Raw genomic sequence first — 22,642 nt, 5'->3', positions numbered from 1 at the left:
TTGCGACAACTGTAAAGGTTTTTTGAGTTAATACTCCACATTTATTAAATATTTACCGGCAGTCTGCGTTGCACAATTAATTACTTATTTCAACTTATGCAAAGATTAGCTTACACACCTGTATGGGTGCTTACCTTATTTTGTCTCGTGTTTCTGAGCAGCTGCGAAGACAACGACGGCGTTATTTTTTCGATCCAGGATGATATTAAACTTGGCGAACAGGTATCTCACGAAATAGACTCCACTTACCGTGCCCAGGGCATACTTATAGAGCGTACGAGCAGCAACGCCAACGTACAAAAGGCTTACCAGAACCTGGACCGTATCATTAACCGCGTATTAAGTTCTGGTGAGGTAAAGTACAGAAATGAATTCCCCTGGACCGTGAAGATCATCAAAGATGATAAAACATTGAACGCCTTTGCTACTCCCGGAGGACACATTTACGTGTACACCGGCCTGATCAAGTTTTTACAGGATGAAGATCATTTTGCCGGGGTTTTAGCGCACGAGATCGCCCATGCTGATCTCAGGCATAGCGTAAAACAGCTGCAGCGCGATTACGGTATAGCCATACTGTTATCCGTGGCGCTGGGCAATGACCCGGGCACCCTGACGCAGATTGCAGCCCAGTTGGCCGGCTCACTGGCAGGCCTTAAATTCAGCCGCACCGCTGAGACAGAAGCAGATGAGAAATCAGTCTCTTACTTATCAGGCTCCAGTTACTACGCCTGCGACGGGGCGGCAGGTTTTTTTATAAAAATGGAGCAGGAATCGCAGCAAGGCACACCCCCTGAGTTCCTCAGCACCCATCCTAACCCGGACAATCGTATACAGCATATACAGCAGCTTGCCCAGCAGAAAGGTTGCAGCACAGCATCTGCCCCGGACAATGACTTTAACCAATTAAAAAGCGCTTTAAACCTGTAATGAAAGGCCTGCTATACTTGTAGCAGGCCTTTTTTATGAGTTATGAAAAAAAAGATAAAGAACGCCGCCGCCAAAACAATCCTCAAGGCTGAGGAGAAAGTCGACTTCCTGACCTTTAAGCTGAAAAGCAAGTTAGGCCTTAATAATCCGCTTCAGATTGTAACGTACCGCAGCTATGGCACCCCTACCAGGCTGTATGTAAAAGGAAGAGTGCTGGTGGACAAAGGCATACGCCAGTCAGAAGAAACCGACACCACCTGGGAGAACCTTCTGAACATGTACCGCCGTTTTGAAAGCGATGAGATCCCGAATGCACGCGTACAGCTTACGTTACAGGGCGAAAAGCACGAAATCACAACAGATGTAGAAGGATACTTTGTATTGAACCTGGAACCACGCACGCCACTAGAACTTGAAGATATATGGCACACCATACAGGTTAAACTGGTAGATGCACCTGTTAAAATACATGAAGAAGTAACCGCAGAGGCTCATGTACTGGTACCACCGCCAGATGCAGAGTATGGTATCATTTCGGATATAGACGACACCATTGTACGCACAGGTGCTACCAGTTTATTAGAGTCAGGCAAAAACATTCTCCTGAATAATGCCCACACCCGCATTCCTTTTCATGGTGTTTCGCAGTTTTACAAATCATTACAATTAGGCCGGAATGGAAAGCGGAACAACCCGTTCTTTTATGTATCCAGCAGCCCCTGGAATAACTATGACCTGCTCTATCACTTCCTGGAGCTGAACGAAATTCCGCAAGGCCCACTCCTGCTGCGCGATTTTGGTATCGACGAACAGAAGTTCATGCACTCAGACCACATGAGCCACAAGTATAAGGAGATCGAGAATATTCTGATCACTTACCCAAAGCTTAATTTCATATTGATCGGGGACAGTGGCCAGGCAGATGCTGCAATTTACAGCGAAGTAGTAAAAAATCACCCGGGGCGCGTAATGGCAATTTACATCAGGGATGTAGCTATCGAAAAACACACCCGAAAAGTTGAGAAGATCAGGGATGATCTGAAATCCGGTGGTGAGGTTGAGTTGCTTTTAGTTAAAAATACCACTGCTGCGGCAGAGCATGCCGCTGACTGTGGCTTTATCTACAATGAAGAAGTAAAAGAAGTGAAGCAGGAAGTTGAGGTTGATGAGGCAGGTGATGCATAAAGCACGTCTTTAAAGGATGGAATACTGAAAAAAGGCAGCTAAATGCCTGCGCCTATAACAGCAGATAACTTCTGGGGCATCTATTACATTGATAACTATAGAATTACAAAACAATTCTTAAATCTTATAGTATAAAATGTAATAATGTAACACAGAGTTATATTATTTCAGAGTTGCCTCCTAAAACAGAAAGCCTATGAAAAAGTCGTTTATACTTCCACTTTTTTTTCTTCTCCTCCTTTCGGCCTGTAAAGATGATGAACCTGATCCAGAAACAAGAATGATCGTTGAGGTCAAAAAACAACAGCAATCATCTTCCGGCAGCATTACTACAGAAAAATCGCAGGCAATCATTCATGTTTGGGAAGCCGAAAACAGAGAATTTGACGTAGCGGCCTCTCCAGACATTTACCTGGGTAATATATATGACAAAACTTCTGAAACATTTAAAACCCTGGAGTATGGTGCAATCGGTTCCCGAATGAGTGAGAAAGTAGAACCAGGCAGATATTTTATTTACATACTGCTTCCTAAATCTTCAGGTAATGGCAGCCTTGCATACACATATACTTACTTTACAATAAAAGAAGGTGAGACCCTGAAGCTGGAGAAAACATTTGGATTTGACCTGGCAGAAGGTTCGTTTGAAAAATGGGACAAGAATAAATAAGCACTGACAATAAATTCTTACGATATAAAAATAGCCCGCCGGAAATTTCCGGCGGGCTATTTTTATATCGTACACTACAGCAGTTAAAATTTGTTGGTGCAATTAACTTGAATGATCTGCTATGACCTTCCATCCAGCAGCGAGCTTCTTGAAGATCACAGAAAAATACCCCTCCAGGTTTCCTTTTGAAGCTTCACGCTCCAGGTGCCATTTGCCAACTACAAGTACAGCATCCGGTGCTAACGGCCGCATCTCTTTCAGGTCGAAAGTCAGTTGCCCCATAGCGGAAGGGTCCGGGTAACTTTTACGGTAATTATCCAGAGTTTGCTGCCAGCCGTAGGTTAGTCCGCGAGAGCCGATGAAAAGCAACGAATCTGATTTCCAGTAACCCTGCATGTAGCATTCCAGGTTGCCCCGATTCCAGCACTCGCTCTGATCTTGTAGCACCTGCCTGATCTGTTTATCCGGGTTTTCGGTAAGTAACTGCTGGTCCGGCTGCTTTTCCTGGCTCTGCTCCTCTTGTGGCCTGCAGGATAAAATAAGCTGCGTAAAAGCCACGGCCAACAGAATGGTCTTAGTTCTTTTCATTGTCTTTCTCCGGAAGAATGTCGTTGATATAAGTTGTACCACCTAAGCGCCCCATAGCTCTGGCAATGCGAACACGGCGCCTTAAAGTATAGCCTGAGGGTCTTTTGGCAGAAAATTTAATTGGGTTAGGTAGTACGGCTGCCAGTAAAGCAGCCTGCTGCCTGCCAACATCTTTCGCTGGTTTATTAAAATATTTCTGTGAGGCCGCCTCAACACCAAATACCCCATCTCCCATTTCAGCTATATTCAAGTAAACTTCCATGATGCGTTCTTTCCCCCAGATAACTTCAATCAGGAAAGTGAAGTATGCCTCCACAGCTTTGCGCAGGTAGCTTCTCCCATGCCACAGAAACACGTTCTTTGCCACCTGTTGACTGATCGTGCTGCCTCCCCTGATGTTTCCCCCTTTCTGATTACGTTTAAAAGCATCCATGATGGCCTCAAAATCAAACCCATTATGCTCCAGGAAAAGCTGATCTTCCGATGCCACTACAGCCAAAGGAAGCTGGGCCGATATCTCTTCCAGCGCTACAAATTCATACTTTATGTAGGGGTCTTCTTTCGCTGCTGCGCCGGCCTCAGCTCTGCGCTGCAGCATATGCAGCGTAGCAGGTGGAGCCACCCATTTGTATAACAATACCCACGCCACACTAAGCAGGAAAAGGCTAAGCACCAGCTTTATAAAAAGCAGCTTCACGTGCTTTAACCCAATTCGTTTTCTGTTCATTTATGCACTTCCGGTTTCGATAGGCAAAGGTAAATAGATTAAGAGATTTTTTTTGTACCAACGCTGCTTTATCTAAGCCCGTAAAGTATATTAACATACATGAACTTTCCTTATGTCTAAATATCTCCCGCTGTTCCCGCTTAGTATCGTAGTATTTCCGGGCGAAAAACTGAACTTGCACGTTTTCGAACCCCGTTACAAGCAACTTGTGCATGATTGCCTGGAGCAGAAAAAGACATTTGGTATTCCCGCTTTTATTCAGAATGCCGTAGGTGTGTTCGGCACGGAAGTAGAGATTCTGGAAGTCGAGAAAGAACATGCCAATGGCGAGATGGATATCCGCACCAAAGGGATTGGTATTTTTAAAGTACTGCAATTTGATAAAATGGCTCCGGGCAGGCTATATGCCGGCGGTGAAGTAGAGCTAATCGAAAATAACTTTGAGGAGGATGTGCTTACCAAGCTCAAGATAAAGGAATACCTTAAAAAACTGTATGAGTCACTTGGCCTGGAAAACTTTTACGTTGATCTGCCTGAAGATTTTACCAGCTACGACGTTGCCCACCATCTTGGGCTGAATACGGAGCAGGAGTATACCTTGCTGCAAATTACAACTGAAACCGAACGGCAGGAAGCCATTCTTCACCACCTGCAACAGGTGGTACCGATAGTGCTGGAAACGGAGCGTCTGAAAGAGCGTGTACGGCTAAATGGCCATTTTAAAAACCTCACTCCACCCAACTTTTAACGCTCAGCCTACATCTGATCATGCTCACATATTTCCTGATCATACTTCCTACCTTGTTCCTTGCCTTTATCCTTTTTAGCTACTGGCAGGAAATCAAGTTTAAGCGCAAGCCATATTATAAACTTTCAGATATCGGATGGCAACGTTCCGCTCCTCCTGATAGCACCACTTTAGTGTACTCCATTGCTACGATCGGCGATGCTGGGGCAATAGCAACTGACGGTACAGACCCTGTGATCAGGCTGCTGCATGAGTGGCAGCAAGAAGCAGGTGAGGCAGGGACTGTCGTATTTCTGGGTGATAACCTCTACCCTATTGGTTTACCTGAAACCGAAAACCGACACCGCAAACTGGCAGAAGCACGACTCAACATTTTTTTGGAAAGTATAAACAACTTTAAAGGCAGGGGAATTTTTATCAGCGGCAACCACGACTGGCTAAAAGGCAGGCCCGGCGGGTACCAGCAAATGCTGCGTCAGCAGAACTATGTGCTGACCAATACCAACGATCCCAAAAGCTACCTGCCACCAAACGGATGCCCCGGACCGGTAGCTTTGCAACTGACGGAAGGGCTGCTGTTACTGGTTATCAATACTCAATGGTGGGTACAGCGGGGTGAAAAGCCACTGGGCGAAGCGTATGGCTGCCTTTATGATAGTATAGAAGACTTTTATGTGGCACTACATAAGGTGCTACGCGAGAACAGACACCAGCGCATTGTTGTTGCAGCCCACCACCCACTCTACAGCAATGCCCTGCATGGCGGCAAATTCACTATCAAGCAACATATCTTCCCGTTAACGGCAGCTCATAAACGCTTTTACATCCCGCTCCCTATTTTTGGCTCTCTTTACCCGTTTTACAGGCAACTATTCGGGGCAAACGAAGACATGGCTCACCGGAAGTATAAGAAAATGCGAAAAAGGCTTCTCCGCATTTTAAACAGGTACAGTAACATTATTTATGTGGCAGGGCACGACCATAACCTGCAGCATTTTGAAATCCAGAAGAACCACTACCTCGTGAGCGGGTCCGGAAGTAAGACTGCGTTTGTAAAAAAGGGAGGAAGGGCAACTTTTACCTTAGAGAGGTTGGGGTTTATGGTTTTTAACTATTACACCAATGGAGAAGTATGGATGGAAGCCAGAACAGTACCTGAAGAGGGAAGCACAGCAGCCATCGCTTTCAGAAAAAAACTCGAGAGTGTACTGGTCCCACAGCAGCAGGCAGTTTAATTAAACTAATCCTATTTCACCCAAATGTTTAAAGCTGATCTTCCGGTAACGGAAGTATTACCTTCAGGCTTTTCGGGTGCATTTCCACTTTTATTATATCCCCCAAGTCCACAGGTTCACCGTCTATATGTATCAATTCGTGATCAATGTTATAAATGGTGGCCTTTTTGCAGCTTATTTTTCTTGTAAAAACGGAATCATCAATGCTGTCTGTGTACAACTTATAAAGTATACCAATACCTGCTGCTTTCGGGAATGGCTCTATCAGGCATATTTCAAAACGCCCATCATTTAGAATACCTTTAGGATTGATGTTGGCATTTGTACCGAAGGCATTCGCATTGGCTATCGTAACCATAAATGCTTCCCCCTCGAAGTTTTCTGTATCTGTTTCTATCTTATAAAATTTTGGCGTATAGCTGAGGTATTCCTGCAGGGCGATCCAGGCATAAGAGCCCGGCCCACGCGTATCACCGTCACAGAAGCGCTTCACAACTAACGCATTAAAACCTAAATCGCTTAGATGGATGGACGGCACCCCGTTTAAGGTGATGGTATCTATGTTACGGACAACAAAGCGGTGAATCAACTCTAAGGCCTCCTCTACATCCTGTGGAATATTAAGGTCTTTTGATAATCCATTACCAGACCCAAGGGGAATAATACCAAGGGGTATCTGTGTGCCGATCAACAGTGTGCCAACAATATTAACTGTGCCGTCGCCACCTATGGCAAAAACGCCGTTGTACGTGGTCGTATCAAGGAGGCTTTTTATTTCTTCTTTATCACTCTCGCCTGTCGTTTTATAAATATCACAGGTAATGTCATGCTCGTTACATTTTTCACGGATCTCCTCTTCCAGTTCCTCTTTCTCCACGTCTCCCGCAATAGGGTTAATTACAAACAATAAATGGCGCTTCGTTAACTCTTCTTCCATAGGGTGCTTTCTACATTCTGTTTTGCCTCTGATACGCAAAACCGTTGGCATTTGGTATATAAAAGCAAAAACTAATCCCGGTATATGAGATTAGTTTTTGCTTCCGATCTGATCGGATTGTGTGTGTCTAATTAGTTACTACTTATGTGATTTAGAAGACCCTGAAGACTTCGAAGAACCACTAGTAGATCCACTGCTTTTAGCAGATGTATTTTTGTTTGCATCTGTTTTGGCAGAGCTTGATGAAGGTGTGTGCTTCATGTCGCTTTTTTTATTCTGATCTTGATTTTTAGTAGGCATAATGGTATGCTTTCATAGTTAATTATACATTTCAGCAATTGCCGCATTACCAAAGTAATGCACAGGAGGAGTAAGGTGCACGAGTATAATCGTTGCACTTATTTTTATACAGTGCCTGTTCATTTTAGTTGTGGAAATTGCATTAAATTATTGCTCCTGCTATGGAATTAAACCGGCGGGAACTCCATTTGGATACTCTTCATCAATAGCGCGCTGAATTTCTGCAATTCTGTTTCCTGGGTTGGGATGTGTTTGCAAAAACTCAGGGCCGCGTGCTCCCCCACCTGCCTGCTCCAGGATCCGCATTACTTCTATCATGGCGCGCGGGTCATAACCTGATTCCCCGGTCAATTGTACAGCCAACTTATCCGATTCCAGCTCATCCTCTCTGCCATAACTCATATTCAGCAATTTAGCCACCATGGCTGCAGCAACCGCACCTGTGCGACTGGCTGGGTTATCAGGATCATAAGTGGCAATGGCAGCTGCACCTGTTAAGCCCTGTGTTAGTTTAGCCTTTGCCAGCTGCTGTGCTGAATGCCTTGCTACCACATGGCCTATTTCATGCGCCAGAACGCCTGCCAGTTGTCCTTCTGTTTCTAATTGCTTGAGCAAGCCCGCAGTCACAAATACCTGGCCACCAGGAAGCGCAAAGGCATTAACAGTGTTTTCGTCGGCCAATAAATGAAAATCAAATTCATAGGGGGTTTCACTAACGCGGGTATTTTGTACCAGTTTCTGACCGAGCGCCTTTAATTGTGCAGCCGCTTCTCTATCGGGGTGCAGGCCTCCGTATTGCTGGGCCATTTCCGGTGCGGCCTGCAAGCCAAGCGCGATCTCCTGCTCTACCGTCATGTCAACGTGCTGTTCTTCACCGGTAAACTCATTTTTATCTGTATTGCACCAATAGGTAACTAAAGATATAGCAGCAATTAGCAGTGCAATAACATACTTAATAACTCCTCTCATTTTGCGTGTATCTTACTTAAGATTATACAATGTACATTTCACCTGTGTCAGGTGACCTGAAAACATGTACGGTATTTTTATCACTTAAATTGATAAATGGGTCAATATTTTAAGTGATAAAGATACCTCCATAACCCCTTGATACCAGTAGAAGGCACAGGCATAATTAAAAGCATTACTAATTGAACTATTGCTATACAATTCAGCTGTTTTTAGCCCTATTTATATAACTATCGTAATAAAGGTAATTTGCTGCAAAAAGCAGCTCAATCAAATTAAAGCAAATAAGATAATGAATATGAAAAGAACATTTGGCGCGGTATTGCTCATATTGGGCATTATCGGTATCATCTGGGGAGCTTACGCTTTTCTGATGGGAGGCGACGGCGTAGCAGTAGGCAAATTTACAGCTGCTGTACCGTTTGTCGTTGGACTAATTTTCTTCTTTTCAGGTATAAGCCTTGTTAAAACAACCAGGGATCAGGCCTGAAAAGACAAAAGCCCCGGCCGAACTAAATTCGGCCGGGGCTTTTTATAATGTCTTTGATATGAGCTTATACACTTAGCGTCTGACTCAGGGTCTCCATAGCATATGCTTCAATGGCTTTATCCTGGTCCAGATAATTAGAAGTGTAGCCGGTATCATTCCCGTGCACATAGATCACGGTTTTATTTTTGATCGTTTCAATCACATCTTTAGAGATCTCGAGAGGTACCGAAGGACATCCAAGGCTCCGGCCTAAACGGCCATACTGCTTCACAAAAGATTCACTTACGTACTCTGCACCATGTACTACTATTGCCCTCGACATGGCATTGGAGTTATATTTTCCATCCATTCCGGAAAGTCTCAGCGACAGTCCGTGCTTGCCATAATAGGTTGCATCAGTCAGATAGAAACCAATGCTGCTCATGTAAGAGTTAGGCTTATTTGAAAACTTGGTGGCTTTGTCCTCGCCCGTATTTCTTCCGTGAGCAACCAGCGTATTAAATAATAGCTTCTGCTCTTTCAGATCAATGATCCACATGCGCTTATCGCGGCTTGGCTTTGTGAAATCAACTACTGTCAGGATAGGTTTGGTTGGTACCCCCTGCTTGCGCAGCAAAAAGTTCTGATATCCTACAAAAGCTTTTCTGAATACTTCTTTCGATAAACCTTTGCTTTTCAGGCCGGCATTTGAATAGATCTCATCGAGATGCTCATCAAAGGCTTGTTTTTTCTCAATAAAAGATAATGTATTCGCATTTGCCACTACAGCATTTGCATGCTCATCGAGCGGTTGTGGCGTGTTTGTAAAGGTAGTAGATACAGGTGAAATAAAGGATAATAGACCAAGTGTTAGCGAGGTAAGGATTATTCTTAACATAAATTTCTTTAAGCTTCAGGTTACGCAATCAATTAAACCAACAGGCACAGCAGTAACAATTGTTCCTCAAAAAAAGCAAAACACCGGAGAATCTGTTTTGCCACGCCAGTTGGAGCCCCTTCTTTATGTAGCAAAACCTACTATGTATCAACGATTTATAAAATAATTCGGTTATAATATTATATTCGGAATAAAGTTTAAATTTTTGAATTGCGTTGGATTGTATTCATACAACTTGCAACTTTATGACCTAAATGCTTACACATGATAAAACGATTAATACCGCTTCAATTATTGTTGCTCCTGCTATTAAGTTCTTGCGGCACTCCTGATAGCTTAAAAAATTTCGATAGCGCCACCTGGAAGGAGGATCGCTATGGTTGTAAAGGGGAAAGACAAAAATTAGTTGGCGAATTGGAAAATGTGCGCTCAGGCCTGTATGGCAAAAAGGAGTATGTTGTTCGGAATGTATTGGGTAAGCCTGACAGCGAAACCTTACTTGAAAGAAGCCAACGCATTTACTATTATTATATAGAGCCTGGTACCCAATGCACGGAGCGGGGTAAACTTTCAGAAGCGAACCGTGTGGAAGTGCACATTAACCCTACTGGTAAAGTTTCGGAAGTATCTTTTGCAGAACCTATTCAAACAAAAAAGCCCGAATAACCGGGCTTTTTTGTTTTATGCTATACATCTTCTACTTATCGCTTTCGGAAGCGTAACGGTCACTTTGCCTGTTCTCCAGCTTCAGATACAACCGCATTTGCTCCGGCTTCAGCATAAGCGTAACCGCTTTATCAATTTCCTGGTTTATGGCATAAATTGCCTTTGATCGTTGGATGGCATTATCTTTATAAAGTATATCTGCCTCCTCCATTTGCTGGTACCTCTTATCGTTTAGCAGCTGCACTTGCCTGTATTGTTGCTCATCCAGGTTCAGTTCTTTTAGCAGTTCCTTAGTAGCCATTGCAGGCCCATCCAGGTTCATGGCAAGAACATGTGTATCAAGAGGTTCATCTGTCACCTTCATGCGTTGCGCCTGCGAAAGTGTTGACAATGAAACAGCGAATAGTAAAAGTATAATTTTTTTCATGACTCAGAAATAGGTTGCTTCCCTAAAACTATATTACCCGGAAGCATTTGTTTCATTAGAACGAAAAACAAAAAACTTAGTTAAGCTCAAACGAAAATATTCTTATACTTTTCTAATAAACCATTCTCAGCCTCATCAGGCATAAATATAACTATACTACTTTTGCCCATAGCTTAATAAAGAACTTATCGAGAAAATCAGTTATATGAAACTCTATATTTTAGAACTGGTATAACCTTAATAAGTACCTTAAATAGTATTTTTATTAGTGTAACCGGAGAACCTACTACAGATTCAGGTTTTCGAAAAAGCAGCAGCATGAGAACAAGATATTACAACCCGAGTAAGTTGGAGGTGAGTTTTGCAAAAGCATTTGAAGACCTATCACCGCAACTGGAAGATAAACTGGATGAAGGTGAGCAAGTGGTAGATATAGAATCAGTACACAACGCTGACAATCCGATGGTCATATTTAAACTAAAAGACAAAGAAGGCGATCTGCATGAGGTGGTTGTACAAATCATACAACGGCCCGATACAATTGTTAAATAACGAACTCTATAACCAAAAGCCCCGCTGCAGAAATGTAGCGGGGCTTTTGGTTATAGATCAGATTTCTCACTTATCAAGGACTGTTAGGCACTTTATGCTCACTGCGCTTAAACCACTGCATGGCAATAAACGAGATCATAACACCTGAAATAACCCCCTCCATCATCAGTACAATAAACACAACCACGCCTGGTGTTTCCACCACACTTTCGCCTAAGTACCGCTGCATGGATAACGTATGCACCAACGACTCCCCCGCTATCTTTATGTAAAGCACCATCAGCGCCGAAAAAATAGTGGTTGCTGTCACCGCTGTTATAGCGCCAACGCCAAAGCCCTGAAAATAGCCGATTTCACCGTGTACGCTGATCTTGTAGGCCCTGATAGCCATAGTTACACCTATAGCCATTATAACCCCGTTCAAAAATCGTAGTTCAACGATATGCGCCAGGCCAAGCAGCCTCATGATCAGGAAGTATGAGATGAGTCCCAGCGCTGTAAGTATGCCATATTTTAGACCTACTTTTTCCATTTTAATTATCTGCTTTAATTATATCCGTTCAGACATGGTATGATCAGGGTTTTTATACCACTGCATCGCAATGAAGCCAATGATCACTCCTGGCACAGTGCCATATACAATAGTAAGTACAAAGAGTGATAGCTTAGAGAGGCTCTCCGGGAACAGGGAACTTGCCTGTAGTGATTCCAGGTAATGCGTGTCGAGCAGGTTCACAAAGATCATCAGGAAAATAGCCAGTATAACGGAGGAAACCACGCCTACTGTGGCCCCTATCGCCAAGCCCTGAAAGTATTCGATCACACCGTTTTTGGCACGTTTGAAACTTGAGATTGCCATTACAATTCCTATTACCAGAAAAATACCACTTATAAAAGATAGTTCTACTATGTTAGTCAGCCCAAGTGCCCACATAAGCAGGAAATAAAACATATGCACGATGCCTACAATTATTCCATATTTAGTAGATACCTTCTGATAAGTTACGTTAGAAGATGCCATTTGATGTTAGTTTATATTTTATAATTAATCATTTCAAAATGAACAGTTTAGCTATGCATTTGGTTAAGGAATAGCAAAATAAAGGATAAAAGCCACTATCACAGGCGTATCCAACTCAATATTACTAAAACTATATACTAAAGAAAGACGAGTGGCGTTGTGCTTTACGCTATAAATTTTCAGATAGTCCCATAGAAACAGCTGATTTAAAACAGTTTAAAATGTTGTTAAATCCTGTTTTAACAACAGGATTCATGCTGCTTGCGCCAATCCCGATTTTTATTTTGTAGTTTTGCATTAAGATTAAATTAACCCCATACATAATTCTTTATGATTAGTACCAACAATGTCAGCTTAGGTTATGGTAAGCGCACATTATTTGAAGATGTAACGATAAAATTTGTACCTGGTAACTGCTACGGGCTGATTGGTGCCAATGGTGCGGGTAAGTCAACTTTTCTTAAGATATTATCTGGTGAAATCGACCCGAATACGGGTACTGTAGATATTCCGGCAAACGCTCGTTTAGCCGTATTGAAGCAGAACCATTTTGAATACGATGAATTTCCTGCCCTGCAAACTGTGATGATGGGTCATAAGCGCCTTTGGGATATCATGCAGGAGAAAGACGCTATTTATGCCAAGCCTGATTTCAACGAGGAAGACGGCTTACGTGCCGCTGAGCTCGAAGGCGAGTTTGCCGATATGGAAGGCTGGAACGCCGACTATGAAGCTGCTGAACTCCTGAGCGGACTAGGTATTACTGAAGACCTGCATTACCAGCTCATGAAGGACCTGAGTGGTAGCGAAAAGGTACGCGTATTATTGGCACAGGCCCTTTTTGGAAACCCGGATATCCTGCTACTGGATGAGCCTACCAACCACCTGGACGCTGAATCGATCATGTGGCTGGAGAACTTCCTCGATAATTTTGCCAACACAGTGATCGTGGTGTCGCACGACCGTCACTTCCTGGATGCTGTGTGCACGCACGTAGCGGATATTGATTTTGGCAAAATACAAATGTTTGCCGGTAACTATTCCTTCTGGTACCAGTCCAGCCAGCTGGCCGTGAAACAGCGCTCCGATGCTAACAAAAAGACGGAAGATAAGCGTAAGGAACTGGAGGAATTCATCCGCCGTTTCAGTGCCAATGCTTCTAAATCGAAGCAAGCTACTTCACGTGCTAAACTGCTCGAAAAGCTTACTGTGGAAGACATTAAGCCTTCGTCAAGAAAGTATCCGTACATCGCATTCAAACCAGAACGTGAGGCCGGAAATCAAATTTTACATGTAGAAAACCTGAGCAAGTCTGTTGACGGGCAACCTATATTTACCGACATCACTTTTATGATGGATAAGGGAGATAAGATCGCCGTAATCGGACGTAACGATATTGCCGCATCCACTTTCTTTAAAATTCTGTTTGATGAAGAGAAAGCCGATAGCGGAGAATTCAAATGGGGTACTACCATTACCTCTTCCTTCTTCCCGAAAGATAACCAGGAGTTCTTTGATACCGACCTGAACCTGGTAGACTGGCTGCGTCAGTTCTCAGTAGAAAAGGACGAAAGTTTCATTCGTGGTTTCTTGGGCCGAATGCTGTTCTCTGGCGAGGAATCGCTTAAGAAAGCAAACGTATTGTCAGGTGGTGAGAAAGTGCGTTGCATGTTCTCCAGAATGATGCTCCAGTCAGGTAATGTTTTAGTGTTCGATGAGCCGACCAATCACCTGGATCTGGAGTCTATTACAGCACTTAACAACTCGCTGCAGGAATTCGACGGCACTATCCTGTTTTCTTCTCATGACTTACAGTTTGTAGATACTATCGCTAACCGTATTATTGAGTTAACGCCAAACGGAATCATTGATAAGCGTATGACTTACGAAGAGTATCTTTCTGATGATACCATCAAGGAGCTTCGTAAGAAAATGTACGCCAATGTGCTGGTTTAATTTTAATCACTACTAAAAGATCGGGATACCTATGACACCTGCCTGTCGTTTAGCCGGATGGCTATGTTTAACGCTGCTGCTTTTCATCTGCAAGCCTGCTTTTGCGCAGGTGCCGGATACAACACAGCATAAGCCAGCTTTACCTACAGGCCCTCCTGCTCCTGTGGAGCAAAACAGCCCAAGGCCGCAGCAGCGCGTACAGGATAAGCCTAGTGTGCAGCAGCCAATACCTGTGGCAAAACAGGAGGAGGCAGACGAAGAGGCTGTCGCTTTTATGGATCGGCTGTACTGGGGCGGAAGCTTTGGATTGCAGTTTGGGAGTTACACTAATATCTCGTTACTGCCAATCCTCGGATACAAGGTAACTGATAAATTTAGTGTCGGCACTGGTGCAGTGTATCATTTCATCCGGACGAATAACACTACTTTTCAGAATTTTGGAGGGCGTGCATTTCTGCAACAGGAGGTTTTATCAAACCTGATCGGCGATGGATCTTTGGTGCTGCATGGCGAGTACGAAGTATTAGGGGTTGAAAAGTACTGGCCTACGAACACCAACGGGTATGAGCTGGAACGCCGTATAGTTTCCATGCCAATGGCCGGTTTAGGTTACCGTCAGAGCGCTGGCAGAGCTTCTTTTGATTTCCTGGTGTTATATAATTTCAATGATATCGATTCACCGTACTCTAATCCTGTTATCAGAGCCGGTTTTAATATACCGTTCAGGCGTTAGGTATCACATTTATAATGCTATAAATAAAAATGGCTGCCAGAGTTATCTGGCAGCCATTTTTATTTATGTATTTGTATTTAATTCATCATGCATCAACCACGTATGAGTCGTAGCAACACAATAATGATCGCGATTACTAATAATATGTGGATCAAACCACCTACAGCATCCGGGAATCCCAGGAAGCCGATCAGCCAGAAGATAACAAGTATCACTGCTATAATATACAATATATTTCCCATAGTTTTGTTTATTTAGTGTGTTCCTGATTTAATATTTAATATTTATAACGTAATTATTCTTAACAGGTTAGGCCTGCCTAATTAGGCGTAACACAACAGCTATAACTGCCAGAACCAAAAGTACGTGAATAATTCCACCTACTGCATCCGGGAATCCCAGGAAGCCGATCAGCCAGAAAATCACCAGTACGACTGCTATTATATACAATAAATTTCCCATAGTTTATTTTTCAGTTTATATATGCAAACCAGCCATTGTTATAAATCTGGAGAACCCTCCGTTTATTAAATGTTACAACAGCTAACATTTGCATTTTTTTGTTTATTGCTTTTACGGAACTATATTTTAAAGGATTTATATAATAGCATTTTTTTATAGGCTTTTTCTTCAATAATTTGTAATAGCATCTACGTAAAACAGCCAACTCAACACCTTACCTATCTATTGGTCAACACTTTAAACCATTAAACCAACAAATTACTCCTTTTTTTAACCCTGGAACTTATCTTCGTGCTGCAGTTTCTTTAGCACATTTCAGCAACACATCTTCAATTTTAAAAATTGAAGTCTTCCAATACCTGGTAGAATTAGCCAAACCGTAAGCATATTTATATTAGTTTTGTATAAAACAATCAACAATTACATTAACTCGACCTATGAAAAAAGTAGCAGTTATTGGCTCTGGCACAATGGGCAACGGTATCGCACATGTGTTTGCACAGAATGGATTTCCTGTTTCACTTATAGACATTTCAGGGGAAGCTTTGCAGAAAGCACTCGCAACAATCACCAAGAACCTCGACCGGATTATTGCAAAAGGAAACCTGACGGAAGAACAGAAGGAGCGCACGTTAAATAACATCACAACCTATACCAGCATGCAGGAAGGTGTGAAAGATGCTGACCTGGTTGTTGAAGCGGCCACTGAGAACGTGGATCTGAAGTTGAAGATTTTCCGGGACCTGAGCAATTTCGCCAAACCTGAAGCCATCCTGGCCTCCAATACATCATCCATTTCCATTACCAAGATTGCCTCTGTAACAGATCGTCCTGAAAAGGTAATTGGTATGCACTTTATGAACCCTGTGCCGGTAATGAAACTGGTAGAGATCATCCGCGGATATTCTACCTCTGATGAGGTAACACGCGAAGTGATGGATATCTCCCTGGAACTGGGCAAAGTACCGACAGAGTGTAACGACTACCCGGGCTTTATCGCAAACCGCATCCTGATGCCCATGATCAACGAGGCTATTTACAGCCTATACGAAGGCGTGGCCGGCGTAGAAGAGATCGATACGATCATGAAGCTTGGCATGGCTCACCAGATGGGCCCACTGCAACTAGCTGACTTCATTGGCCTTGATGTATGCCTTTCTATCCTGAACGTACTGCATGATGGATTTGGCAATCCGAAATACGCGCCGTGCCCTTTGTTAGTAAATATGGTGCAGGCAGGACATAAAGGTGTGAAATCCGGCAATGGCTTTTACTCCTGGACGCACGGCACAAAAGAGCTTATCGTAGCTGACAGGTTCAAGAAGAAATAACATGAACAGCCATAAAAAAAGCCTCTGCTGTGTTCCAGCAGAGGCTTTTTTTATGGCTTTGTTACTTAAACAGCAACAGCATTGTCACGCAGTGCATCGTTTAATGATGTTTTAAGATCTGTGCTTTCCTTACGCTGACCGATGATCAGTGCGCATGGCACCTGGAACTCACCTGCCGGAAACTTCTTGGTATAAGAACCAGGAATAACTACAGAGCGTGGTGGCACATAGCCCTTGTATATTTTCTCTTCATTGCCGGTAACATCAAATATTTTAGAGCTGCCTGTAATGGTTACACCAGCACCGATCACGGCCTCTTTGCCAATCCGGCATCCTTCTACCAGTATACTTCTTGAACCGATAAAAGCGCCATCTTCAATAATTACCGGGGCAGCCTGAACTGGTTCCAGCACTCCACCAAGGCCTACACCACCACTCAAATGCACATTTTTACCTACCTGTGCGCAGCTCCCAACAGTAGCCCATGTGTCCACCATCGTGCCTGAATCCACGTAAGCGCCAATATTGACATAAGACGGCATCATCACAACACCCTTTGCCAGGTATGCGCCGTAACGTGCCACAGCATGAGGTACTACTCTAACGCCTAACTGCTCATAGTTACGCTTCAGGGCAATTTTATCATGAAATTCAAAAGGTCCAACTTCAATCGTCTTCATCGACTGAATAGGGAAATACATCAGGACAGCCTTTTTCACCCACTCGTTTACCAGCCATTCGTCCCCGTTTGGTTCTGCAACGCGTATAAGCCCTTTATCCAGCTCATCAATTACAGCACGAATAGCTTCTACTGTATTACTATCTTTTAAAAGCTCTCTGTTATCCCAGGCCTGCTCAATTATTTCTCTTAGCGCCATGTCTGCTTATAGTTAAGTAAGAATAAAGCGTAAAAGTATTAAATTTAGCGGATGTCTGAAAAGAGAATTCTGTTAGCCTCGCTCCTGAAACCTGTTAACGATACCCGCCTGTATGAAAAACTGGCGCTATCGTTAAGCAAATTAGCTGATACACAGCTGGCTATATGCGGATTCAGAGCTCCTATTCCTGCCAATGTGCCAGGCAATATCAGTTTCTACCCTCTTTTTTTCTTTTACCGATTGAGTTTAGACCGAATTCGTGCTCAATATAAATTCTACCGGTTCCTGCTAAAAATAAAGCCGCAGGTCATTATTGTGGCAACACATGAACTGCTTCTACCCTGCTACCAGTACAGCAAAAAGCATCCTGTTCGGTTAATTTATGACGTGCAGGAAAATTATGCCCTGAACCTGAGGGCGCAAAACAACTACCCGCCTTTACTCAGGCAGCTCCTGGCAAAGTTAGTACGACGCATTGAAACCAGCCTTGCCCCTTGCATCGATCATTTTATACTTGCCGAAACGAGTTATGCGGATGAACTGCCCTTTATTGGCAATCGTTACACCATTCTCGAAAACAAGTATCAGCCACATGCATCTTATACAAAACCTGTTACGCCTGTGCAGTTAGGAAAGGAGCCACTCCGCCTGATCTACTCCGGCACCATTGCCGAAAACAATGGCATTTTCGAGGCTATTGCGCTGGCAGACAAACTTTATAGCGCTGACCGCACCACTTCCCTTACAATAATAGGCTACTGTGCCAACACAACCACACTCCGGGATGTGAATCAGCGTATAACAGGTAAAAGCTACATTCGCCTGATTGGTGGTAATAAACTGGTGCCTCATCAACAGATAATCAAGGAGATAAGCAGCAGTAATGTTGGCCTGCTGCCATACCAGCCAAATGAAAGCACTTTCCGCTGTATCCCCACTAAATTAAATGAGTATATGGCCCATGGGCTTCCGGTGCTGGTGCAGCAAAATCCACTGTGGGATAAACTGGTAAGGCAGAATCAGGCAGGCTTTTCTATTGATTTCAGACAAACAGACCTTAGGGAGATACAGTCCTTTTTAAGGCAAAACCTTTTTTATACTTCAGGTATACCGAAAGATATTTTCTGGGTACAGGAAGAAGATAAGTTGCTTTCACTTTTCAAAAATAGCGGAAGCTGCTTCTTGTAAATTTAAATTTATTTTTAGACGAATCTAAATTCATAACAAAGTAGTATATTTGTAACATATAAGACATTTTTCTATGCGTAATTCAAAAATAGCTGGTGTTGGCCATTATGTGCCTGATAATGTTGTATCAAACAAAGATCTGGAGAAGATCATGGATACCTCTGATGAGTGGATCCGTGAAAGAACAGGTATTGTAGAACGTCGGTACTTTGAAGAAGGGGTTGACACAACTGCTAATATGGCCGCAAAAGCAGCCAGAAAAGCTTTACAAATGGCTGGGTTAGAACCCTCTGACCTGGACATGATCGTGTTTGCCACGTTAAGCCCGGATTACTTTTTCCCGGGTTCAGGAGTGTTGTTGCAACGTGAACTGGGCATCAAGGAAATACCTGCCCTGGATGTACGAAACCAGTGTTCCGGTTTTATATACGCGCTTTCAGTAGCAGACCAGTTCATTAAAACAGGCATGTACAACAATGTACTGGTGGTAGGTTCCGAGATACATTCCAGCGGACTGGATTTCAGTACGCGTGGTCGTGGGGTGTCCGTTATTTTTGGGGATGGTGCCGGTGCCGCAGTGCTAACACCCTCAGAGAGTAACGAAAGAGGCATCCTTTCTACTCACCTGCACTCTGATGGTGAATTTGCAGAAGAATTAGCCGTGTTAGACCCGGGCAGTAATAAAAAGGACCGCTTGACCCACGAAATGATCGATTCAGGCAGTATTTACCCGCACATGAACGGTAACCTGGTGTTTAAGCATGCAGTTACACGCTTCCCTGAGGTGATTGAAGAGGCGCTGAACAAGAACGGATACAAGCCGGAAGATATTGACCTGCTTGTTCCGCACCAGGCTAACCTGCGTATTACATCGTTTATTCAGCAGAAAATGGGGCTTCCGGCTGAAAAGGTCATGAGCAACATACAAAAGTATGGCAATACCACGGCAGCCTCTGTTCCGATCGCATTAAGCGAGGCAGTGGAAGAAGGCCGTGTAAAAGAAGGTGATCTTATTTGCCTTGCCGCATTTGGCAGTGGCTTTACATGGGCATCTGCACTGATCCGTTGGTAAATCTTTTTTGCATGAGTGATTGGGTGTAAGCTAATAATGCCCTCATTCAATCACTCATACTTACATCCAATCACTCAAACAAAACTCGTCACTGTGCATAGTTTCGCCGAAGAGAATTATATAAAGACGATTTACAAGCTTTCAGCTAACGGCAACCAGGAGGTAAATACCAATGCCATAGCAGAAGCTTTAGATACCAAAGCTGCCTCGGTTACGGATATGCTTCGCAAACTAAGCAGCAAGAATATTGTCAATTATATAAAGTATAAAGGTGTGACGCTCACAGAGCAGGGTGAGCGTGTGGCCTTACAGATCATTCGGAAGCACCGCCTCTGGGAAACTTTTCTGGTGGCAAAGCTGAAATTTAACTGGGATGAGGTACACGAAGTAGCAGAGGAACTGGAGCACATCTCCTCTACCCTGCTCACCAACCGCCTCGACGAGTTTCTGGGCTACCCCACTTTTGATCCTCACGGCGACCCTATCCCGACAGAAAACGGCGATATGAAGCTGAAAAAGCAGCAGCTGTTAGGTGAAATGAACATTGGCGATGAAGGCAAAGTAGTGGGCGTCAGTGATTCACAACCACTTTTCCTGCAGTATCTTGACAAGTTAGGCATTGGGCTGGGCTCTCATATCCGGGTCTCTGATAAAATACTTTACGATAACTCCCTGGAAATAGAACTTGACGGCCAGAAGCTGCTCCTGATCTCGAGCGAGGTCTCTAAAAACGTTTACTTATCTGCCTGAGAATGAATTTCCAGATCGCCTATTAAACTCACTAAAACATGTCCCTGCCGAAGCAACATACTGGAAAATCACTGGAAGAGGTTCACTCCTCCATAGACACTACCACCCCTACTAGTTTCTGGAGGCGGCTAATGGCATTTCTGGGGCCTGCTTACCTGGTTAGCGTAGGCTACATGGACCCCGGCAACTGGGCCACAGATATTGCCGGCGGCAGCCAGTTCGGCTATAAGTTGGTGTGGGTGCTGCTGATGTCCAACCTGATGGCTATTCTGCTGCAGAGTCTTAGTGCACGCCTTGGGGTAGTACGAGGGAAAGACCTGGCGCAGGCTTCCCGCGAAACCTATCCATCCTTTATTAACATACCGCTTTATATTCTGGCAGAGGTAGCCATAGCTGCCTGCGACCTGGCAGAAGTATTAGGTATGGCCATCGGTCTGCAGCTGCTCTTTGGTATGCCCCTGGTGTGGGGCGTTTGCCTGACAGTGCTGGACACGTTCCTACTGCTTTTCCTGATAAACAAAGGGATGCGTAAAATGGAAGCATTTGTACTTGCTTTGGTTACCATCATTGGCGGTGCCTTCATAATGGAGATGTTCTTTGCCAAGCCGGATGTTGGCGATCTTGTTGCGGGCTTTGTCCCTACCATTCCGAACAGTGATGCACTCTACATTGCCATTGGTATTATTGGTGCTACTGTAATGCCGCATAACCTTTACCTGCACTCTTCCCTGGTGCAATCGCGCAAAATAGACCGTACACCAACCGGTATTTGGCGCGCCATTAAGTATAACGTTGTGGATTCTGCGGTGGCCCTGAACCTGGCACTTTTTGTGAACGCCGCCATCCTTATACTTGCGGCAGCCGCTTTCTACCGCAACGGCATCTACAATGTAACAGAGATTCAGGATGCACATGAGTTCCTGGCGCCACTGCTTGGTACCAAATGGGCTCCTATACTCTTTGCAGTCGCCCTTATTGCTGCTGGCCAGAGCTCCACCTTAACCGGTACCTTAGCCGGCCAGATCGTGATGGAAGGCTACCTGAACCTGCGCATCCAGCCCTGGCTACGAAGGATGATCACCCGCTTACTTGCTGTAGGGCCTGCGCTTTTCGTGATTCTCTATTACGGCGAAGACAAGACAGGAGAACTGCTTGTGCTTAGCCAGGTGATCCTGAGTTTACAGTTAGGTTTTGCCGTGGTCCCGCTCATCCACTTTGTAAGCAATAAAAAAGCAATGGGCGAATTTGCTATTGGCTTCTGGCTTAAAACAGGTGCCTGGCTCATTGCCTCAATAATTGTCGTGCTGAATGCGAAACTGGTCATAGACGAGATAATCGTGTGGCTGGATGTTGTGGAACGCCCTATCCTGATCTGGCTGCTGGTAGTGCCGGTGGCCGTTGCCTGTGCCCTGCTGCTGCTTTACATAACCGTACAACCCATGATAACAGGGGCAGTGGCGCATTATAAGCCATCCAGACACCAGTTGCCTGTCAGCTACCAGGCAGAGGTGAAACCTGCTTACAAACGCATTGCGATCACCCTCGATTTTACGGACGTTGACAGAACCGTACTTGACAATGCCATCGCCATAGGTACGCCTGCTGCCGAGTACCTGCTTATTCATATTGTGGAAACAGCTGGAGCCATGGTATTCGGGCAGGACATCAAAGACATGGAGACAACCTCGGACTGGGAAAATCTACAGCGTTATGCAAATGACCTGCGTGAGCAGGGGTATCAGGTTCGGATACAACTTGGCTTCGGCAACCCGAAACAACGCATTCCGAAGATCGTACACAGCTTCCATGCAGACTTGCTGGTAATGGGGTCGCATGGGCATAAAATGATGAAAGACCTTATTCTCGGAACTACGATAGATGCTGTGCGCCACACCGTTAAAATACCAATGCTTATAGTATAGAAAACTGCGCTGAACTTTAGCTACTCCC

26 protein-coding genes are annotated in these 22,642 nt (G+C 44.2%); 15 read left to right on the top strand and 11 right to left on the bottom strand.

Going from position 1 to position 22,642, the window contains the following annotated elements; translation table 11 throughout:
- Positions 1 to 96 precede the first annotated feature (96 nt).
- The 3 genes from ACSX1A_RS04225 (at position 97) to ACSX1A_RS04215 (ending at position 2,785) form a co-directional block, all read left to right on the top strand.
- Positions 97 to 930 (top strand): M48 family metalloprotease, encoded by an 834-nt coding sequence (locus ACSX1A_RS04225; protein WP_439882371.1) that lies wholly within the window; start codon positions 97 to 99, stop codon positions 928 to 930.
- A 42-nt stretch (positions 931 to 972) separates the two neighbouring features.
- Complete coding sequence (locus ACSX1A_RS04220) at positions 973 to 2,115, top strand: App1 family protein (RefSeq protein WP_439882370.1); 1,143 nt, start codon at positions 973 to 975, stop codon at positions 2,113 to 2,115.
- Between the two features lie 196 nt (positions 2,116 to 2,311).
- Entirely contained in the window at positions 2,312 to 2,785 is a 474-nt protein-coding gene (locus tag ACSX1A_RS04215) for a hypothetical protein (RefSeq protein WP_439882369.1), read from the top strand.
- 102 nt (positions 2,786 to 2,887) lie between these two features.
- On the opposite strand, the gene ACSX1A_RS04210 is transcribed toward ACSX1A_RS04215, so the two are convergent.
- Both ACSX1A_RS04210 and mtgA read right to left on the bottom strand, forming a co-directional pair.
- A complete protein-coding gene (locus tag ACSX1A_RS04210) occupies positions 2,888 to 3,373 on the bottom strand; it encodes a YybH family protein (protein WP_439882368.1) in 486 nt (161 codons plus the stop codon).
- A complete protein-coding gene (gene mtgA, locus ACSX1A_RS04205) occupies positions 3,360 to 4,100 on the bottom strand; it encodes a monofunctional biosynthetic peptidoglycan transglycosylase (protein ID WP_439882367.1) in 741 nt (246 codons plus the stop codon). The genes ACSX1A_RS04210 and mtgA overlap by 14 nt, the downstream gene beginning before the upstream one ends.
- Positions 4,101 to 4,212: 112 nt before the next feature.
- On the opposite strand from mtgA, the gene ACSX1A_RS04200 reads away from it, so the two are divergent.
- Together ACSX1A_RS04200 and ACSX1A_RS04195 are read left to right on the top strand one after the other, a co-directional pair.
- On the top strand, positions 4,213 to 4,848 hold the full coding sequence (locus ACSX1A_RS04200) for an LON peptidase substrate-binding domain-containing protein (protein ID WP_439882366.1): 636 nt from the start codon (positions 4,213 to 4,215) through the stop codon (positions 4,846 to 4,848).
- Between the two features lie 20 nt (positions 4,849 to 4,868).
- Positions 4,869 to 6,083 carry a metallophosphoesterase gene (locus tag ACSX1A_RS04195; protein ID WP_439882365.1) on the top strand — a complete coding sequence of 405 codons (1,215 nt, stop codon included), beginning with the start codon at positions 4,869 to 4,871 and terminating at the stop codon, positions 6,081 to 6,083.
- Positions 6,084 to 6,111: 28 nt separating this feature from the next.
- Here the strand turns inward: ACSX1A_RS04195 and ACSX1A_RS04190 are convergent, their stop codons facing one another.
- Both ACSX1A_RS04190 and ACSX1A_RS04185 read right to left on the bottom strand, forming a co-directional pair.
- A complete protein-coding gene (locus ACSX1A_RS04190; protein WP_439882364.1) occupies positions 6,112 to 7,020 on the bottom strand; it encodes a diacylglycerol/lipid kinase family protein in 909 nt (302 codons plus the stop codon).
- Between the two features lie 459 nt (positions 7,021 to 7,479).
- Positions 7,480 to 8,289 carry a M48 family metalloprotease gene (locus ACSX1A_RS04185; RefSeq protein WP_439882363.1) on the bottom strand — a complete coding sequence of 270 codons (810 nt, stop codon included), beginning with the start codon at positions 8,287 to 8,289 and terminating at the stop codon, positions 7,480 to 7,482.
- Between the two features lie 298 nt (positions 8,290 to 8,587).
- Between ACSX1A_RS04185 and ACSX1A_RS04180 the strand changes: the two genes are divergently transcribed.
- Positions 8,588 to 8,779, top strand: coding sequence for a hypothetical protein (locus ACSX1A_RS04180; RefSeq protein WP_439882362.1), 192 nt, complete (start codon positions 8,588 to 8,590; stop codon positions 8,777 to 8,779).
- A gap of 64 nt (positions 8,780 to 8,843) precedes the next feature.
- Here ACSX1A_RS04180 and ACSX1A_RS04175 read toward each other — a convergent pair whose 3' ends face one another.
- Positions 8,844 to 9,656, bottom strand: a complete 813-nt coding sequence (locus ACSX1A_RS04175; protein ID WP_439882361.1) for a murein L,D-transpeptidase catalytic domain family protein — start codon at positions 9,654 to 9,656, stop codon at positions 8,844 to 8,846.
- Positions 9,657 to 9,920: 264 nt separating this feature from the next.
- On the opposite strand from ACSX1A_RS04175, the gene ACSX1A_RS04170 reads away from it, so the two are divergent.
- Complete coding sequence (locus ACSX1A_RS04170; protein WP_439882360.1) at positions 9,921 to 10,322, top strand: hypothetical protein; 402 nt, start codon at positions 9,921 to 9,923, stop codon at positions 10,320 to 10,322.
- A 31-nt stretch (positions 10,323 to 10,353) separates the two neighbouring features.
- Here ACSX1A_RS04170 and ACSX1A_RS04165 read toward each other — a convergent pair whose 3' ends face one another.
- The gene (locus tag ACSX1A_RS04165; RefSeq protein WP_439882359.1) at positions 10,354 to 10,749 is read right to left on the bottom strand and encodes a hypothetical protein; all 396 of its coding nucleotides are present in this window, start codon (positions 10,747 to 10,749) and stop codon (positions 10,354 to 10,356) included.
- A gap of 318 nt (positions 10,750 to 11,067) precedes the next feature.
- Here ACSX1A_RS04165 and ACSX1A_RS04160 point away from each other — a divergent pair, with 318 nt between their 5' ends.
- A complete protein-coding gene (locus tag ACSX1A_RS04160) occupies positions 11,068 to 11,301 on the top strand; it encodes a hypothetical protein (RefSeq protein WP_439882358.1) in 234 nt (77 codons plus the stop codon).
- A 73-nt stretch (positions 11,302 to 11,374) separates the two neighbouring features.
- Here ACSX1A_RS04160 and ACSX1A_RS04155 read toward each other — a convergent pair whose 3' ends face one another.
- Positions 11,375 to 11,833, bottom strand: coding sequence for a hypothetical protein (locus tag ACSX1A_RS04155; RefSeq protein WP_439882357.1), 459 nt, complete (start codon positions 11,831 to 11,833; stop codon positions 11,375 to 11,377).
- A gap of 18 nt (positions 11,834 to 11,851) precedes the next feature.
- On the bottom strand, positions 11,852 to 12,322 hold the full coding sequence (locus tag ACSX1A_RS04150; RefSeq protein WP_439882356.1) for a DUF4199 domain-containing protein: 471 nt from the start codon (positions 12,320 to 12,322) through the stop codon (positions 11,852 to 11,854).
- Positions 12,323 to 12,652: 330 nt separating this feature from the next.
- On the opposite strand from ACSX1A_RS04150, the gene ACSX1A_RS04145 reads away from it, so the two are divergent.
- Positions 12,653 to 14,278, top strand: a complete 1,626-nt coding sequence (locus tag ACSX1A_RS04145) for an ABC-F family ATP-binding cassette domain-containing protein (protein WP_439882355.1) — start codon at positions 12,653 to 12,655, stop codon at positions 14,276 to 14,278.
- Positions 14,279 to 14,309: 31 nt separating this feature from the next.
- Positions 14,310 to 15,011: a hypothetical protein gene (locus ACSX1A_RS04140; protein WP_439882354.1), complete on the top strand. Its 702-nt coding sequence runs from the start codon at positions 14,310 to 14,312 to the stop codon at positions 15,009 to 15,011.
- Between the two features lie 92 nt (positions 15,012 to 15,103).
- Here the strand turns inward: ACSX1A_RS04140 and ACSX1A_RS04135 are convergent, their stop codons facing one another.
- Positions 15,104 to 15,253, bottom strand: a complete 150-nt coding sequence (locus tag ACSX1A_RS04135; RefSeq protein WP_439882353.1) for a lmo0937 family membrane protein — start codon at positions 15,251 to 15,253, stop codon at positions 15,104 to 15,106.
- Positions 15,254 to 15,320: 67 nt separating this feature from the next.
- Positions 15,321 to 15,473, bottom strand: a complete 153-nt coding sequence (locus ACSX1A_RS04130; RefSeq protein ID WP_439882352.1) for a lmo0937 family membrane protein — start codon at positions 15,471 to 15,473, stop codon at positions 15,321 to 15,323.
- Positions 15,474 to 15,910: 437 nt separating this feature from the next.
- On the opposite strand from ACSX1A_RS04130, the gene ACSX1A_RS04125 reads away from it, so the two are divergent.
- Positions 15,911 to 16,804, top strand: a complete 894-nt coding sequence (locus ACSX1A_RS04125; protein ID WP_439882351.1) for a 3-hydroxyacyl-CoA dehydrogenase family protein — start codon at positions 15,911 to 15,913, stop codon at positions 16,802 to 16,804.
- A gap of 65 nt (positions 16,805 to 16,869) precedes the next feature.
- Here ACSX1A_RS04125 and ACSX1A_RS04120 read toward each other — a convergent pair whose 3' ends face one another.
- On the bottom strand, positions 16,870 to 17,682 hold the full coding sequence (locus tag ACSX1A_RS04120) for a 2,3,4,5-tetrahydropyridine-2,6-dicarboxylate N-succinyltransferase (RefSeq protein WP_439882350.1): 813 nt from the start codon (positions 17,680 to 17,682) through the stop codon (positions 16,870 to 16,872).
- Between the two features lie 51 nt (positions 17,683 to 17,733).
- Here ACSX1A_RS04120 and ACSX1A_RS04115 point away from each other — a divergent pair, with 51 nt between their 5' ends.
- The 4 genes from ACSX1A_RS04115 (at position 17,734) to ACSX1A_RS04100 (ending at position 22,614) form a co-directional block, all read left to right on the top strand.
- On the top strand, positions 17,734 to 18,870 hold the full coding sequence (locus ACSX1A_RS04115; protein WP_439882349.1) for a glycosyltransferase: 1,137 nt from the start codon (positions 17,734 to 17,736) through the stop codon (positions 18,868 to 18,870).
- A gap of 73 nt (positions 18,871 to 18,943) precedes the next feature.
- Positions 18,944 to 19,942, top strand: coding sequence for a 3-oxoacyl-ACP synthase III family protein (locus tag ACSX1A_RS04110; protein ID WP_439882348.1), 999 nt, complete (start codon positions 18,944 to 18,946; stop codon positions 19,940 to 19,942).
- Positions 19,943 to 20,035: 93 nt separating this feature from the next.
- Entirely contained in the window at positions 20,036 to 20,692 is a 657-nt protein-coding gene (locus tag ACSX1A_RS04105; protein WP_439882347.1) for a metal-dependent transcriptional regulator, read from the top strand.
- 38 nt (positions 20,693 to 20,730) lie between these two features.
- On the top strand, positions 20,731 to 22,614 hold the full coding sequence (locus tag ACSX1A_RS04100) for an Nramp family divalent metal transporter (protein WP_439882346.1): 1,884 nt from the start codon (positions 20,731 to 20,733) through the stop codon (positions 22,612 to 22,614).
- The last annotated feature ends 28 nt before the right edge of the window (positions 22,615 to 22,642 follow it).

The sequence above is a fragment of the Pontibacter sp. MBLB2868 genome (genome assembly GCF_051904785.1).
In the GTDB taxonomy this organism is placed as follows: Bacteria; Bacteroidota; Bacteroidia; order Cytophagales; family Hymenobacteraceae; genus Pontibacter.
The sequence above is the reverse complement of the archived record's forward strand: the minus strand, read 5'-3'. Positions and strand labels throughout refer to the sequence as shown.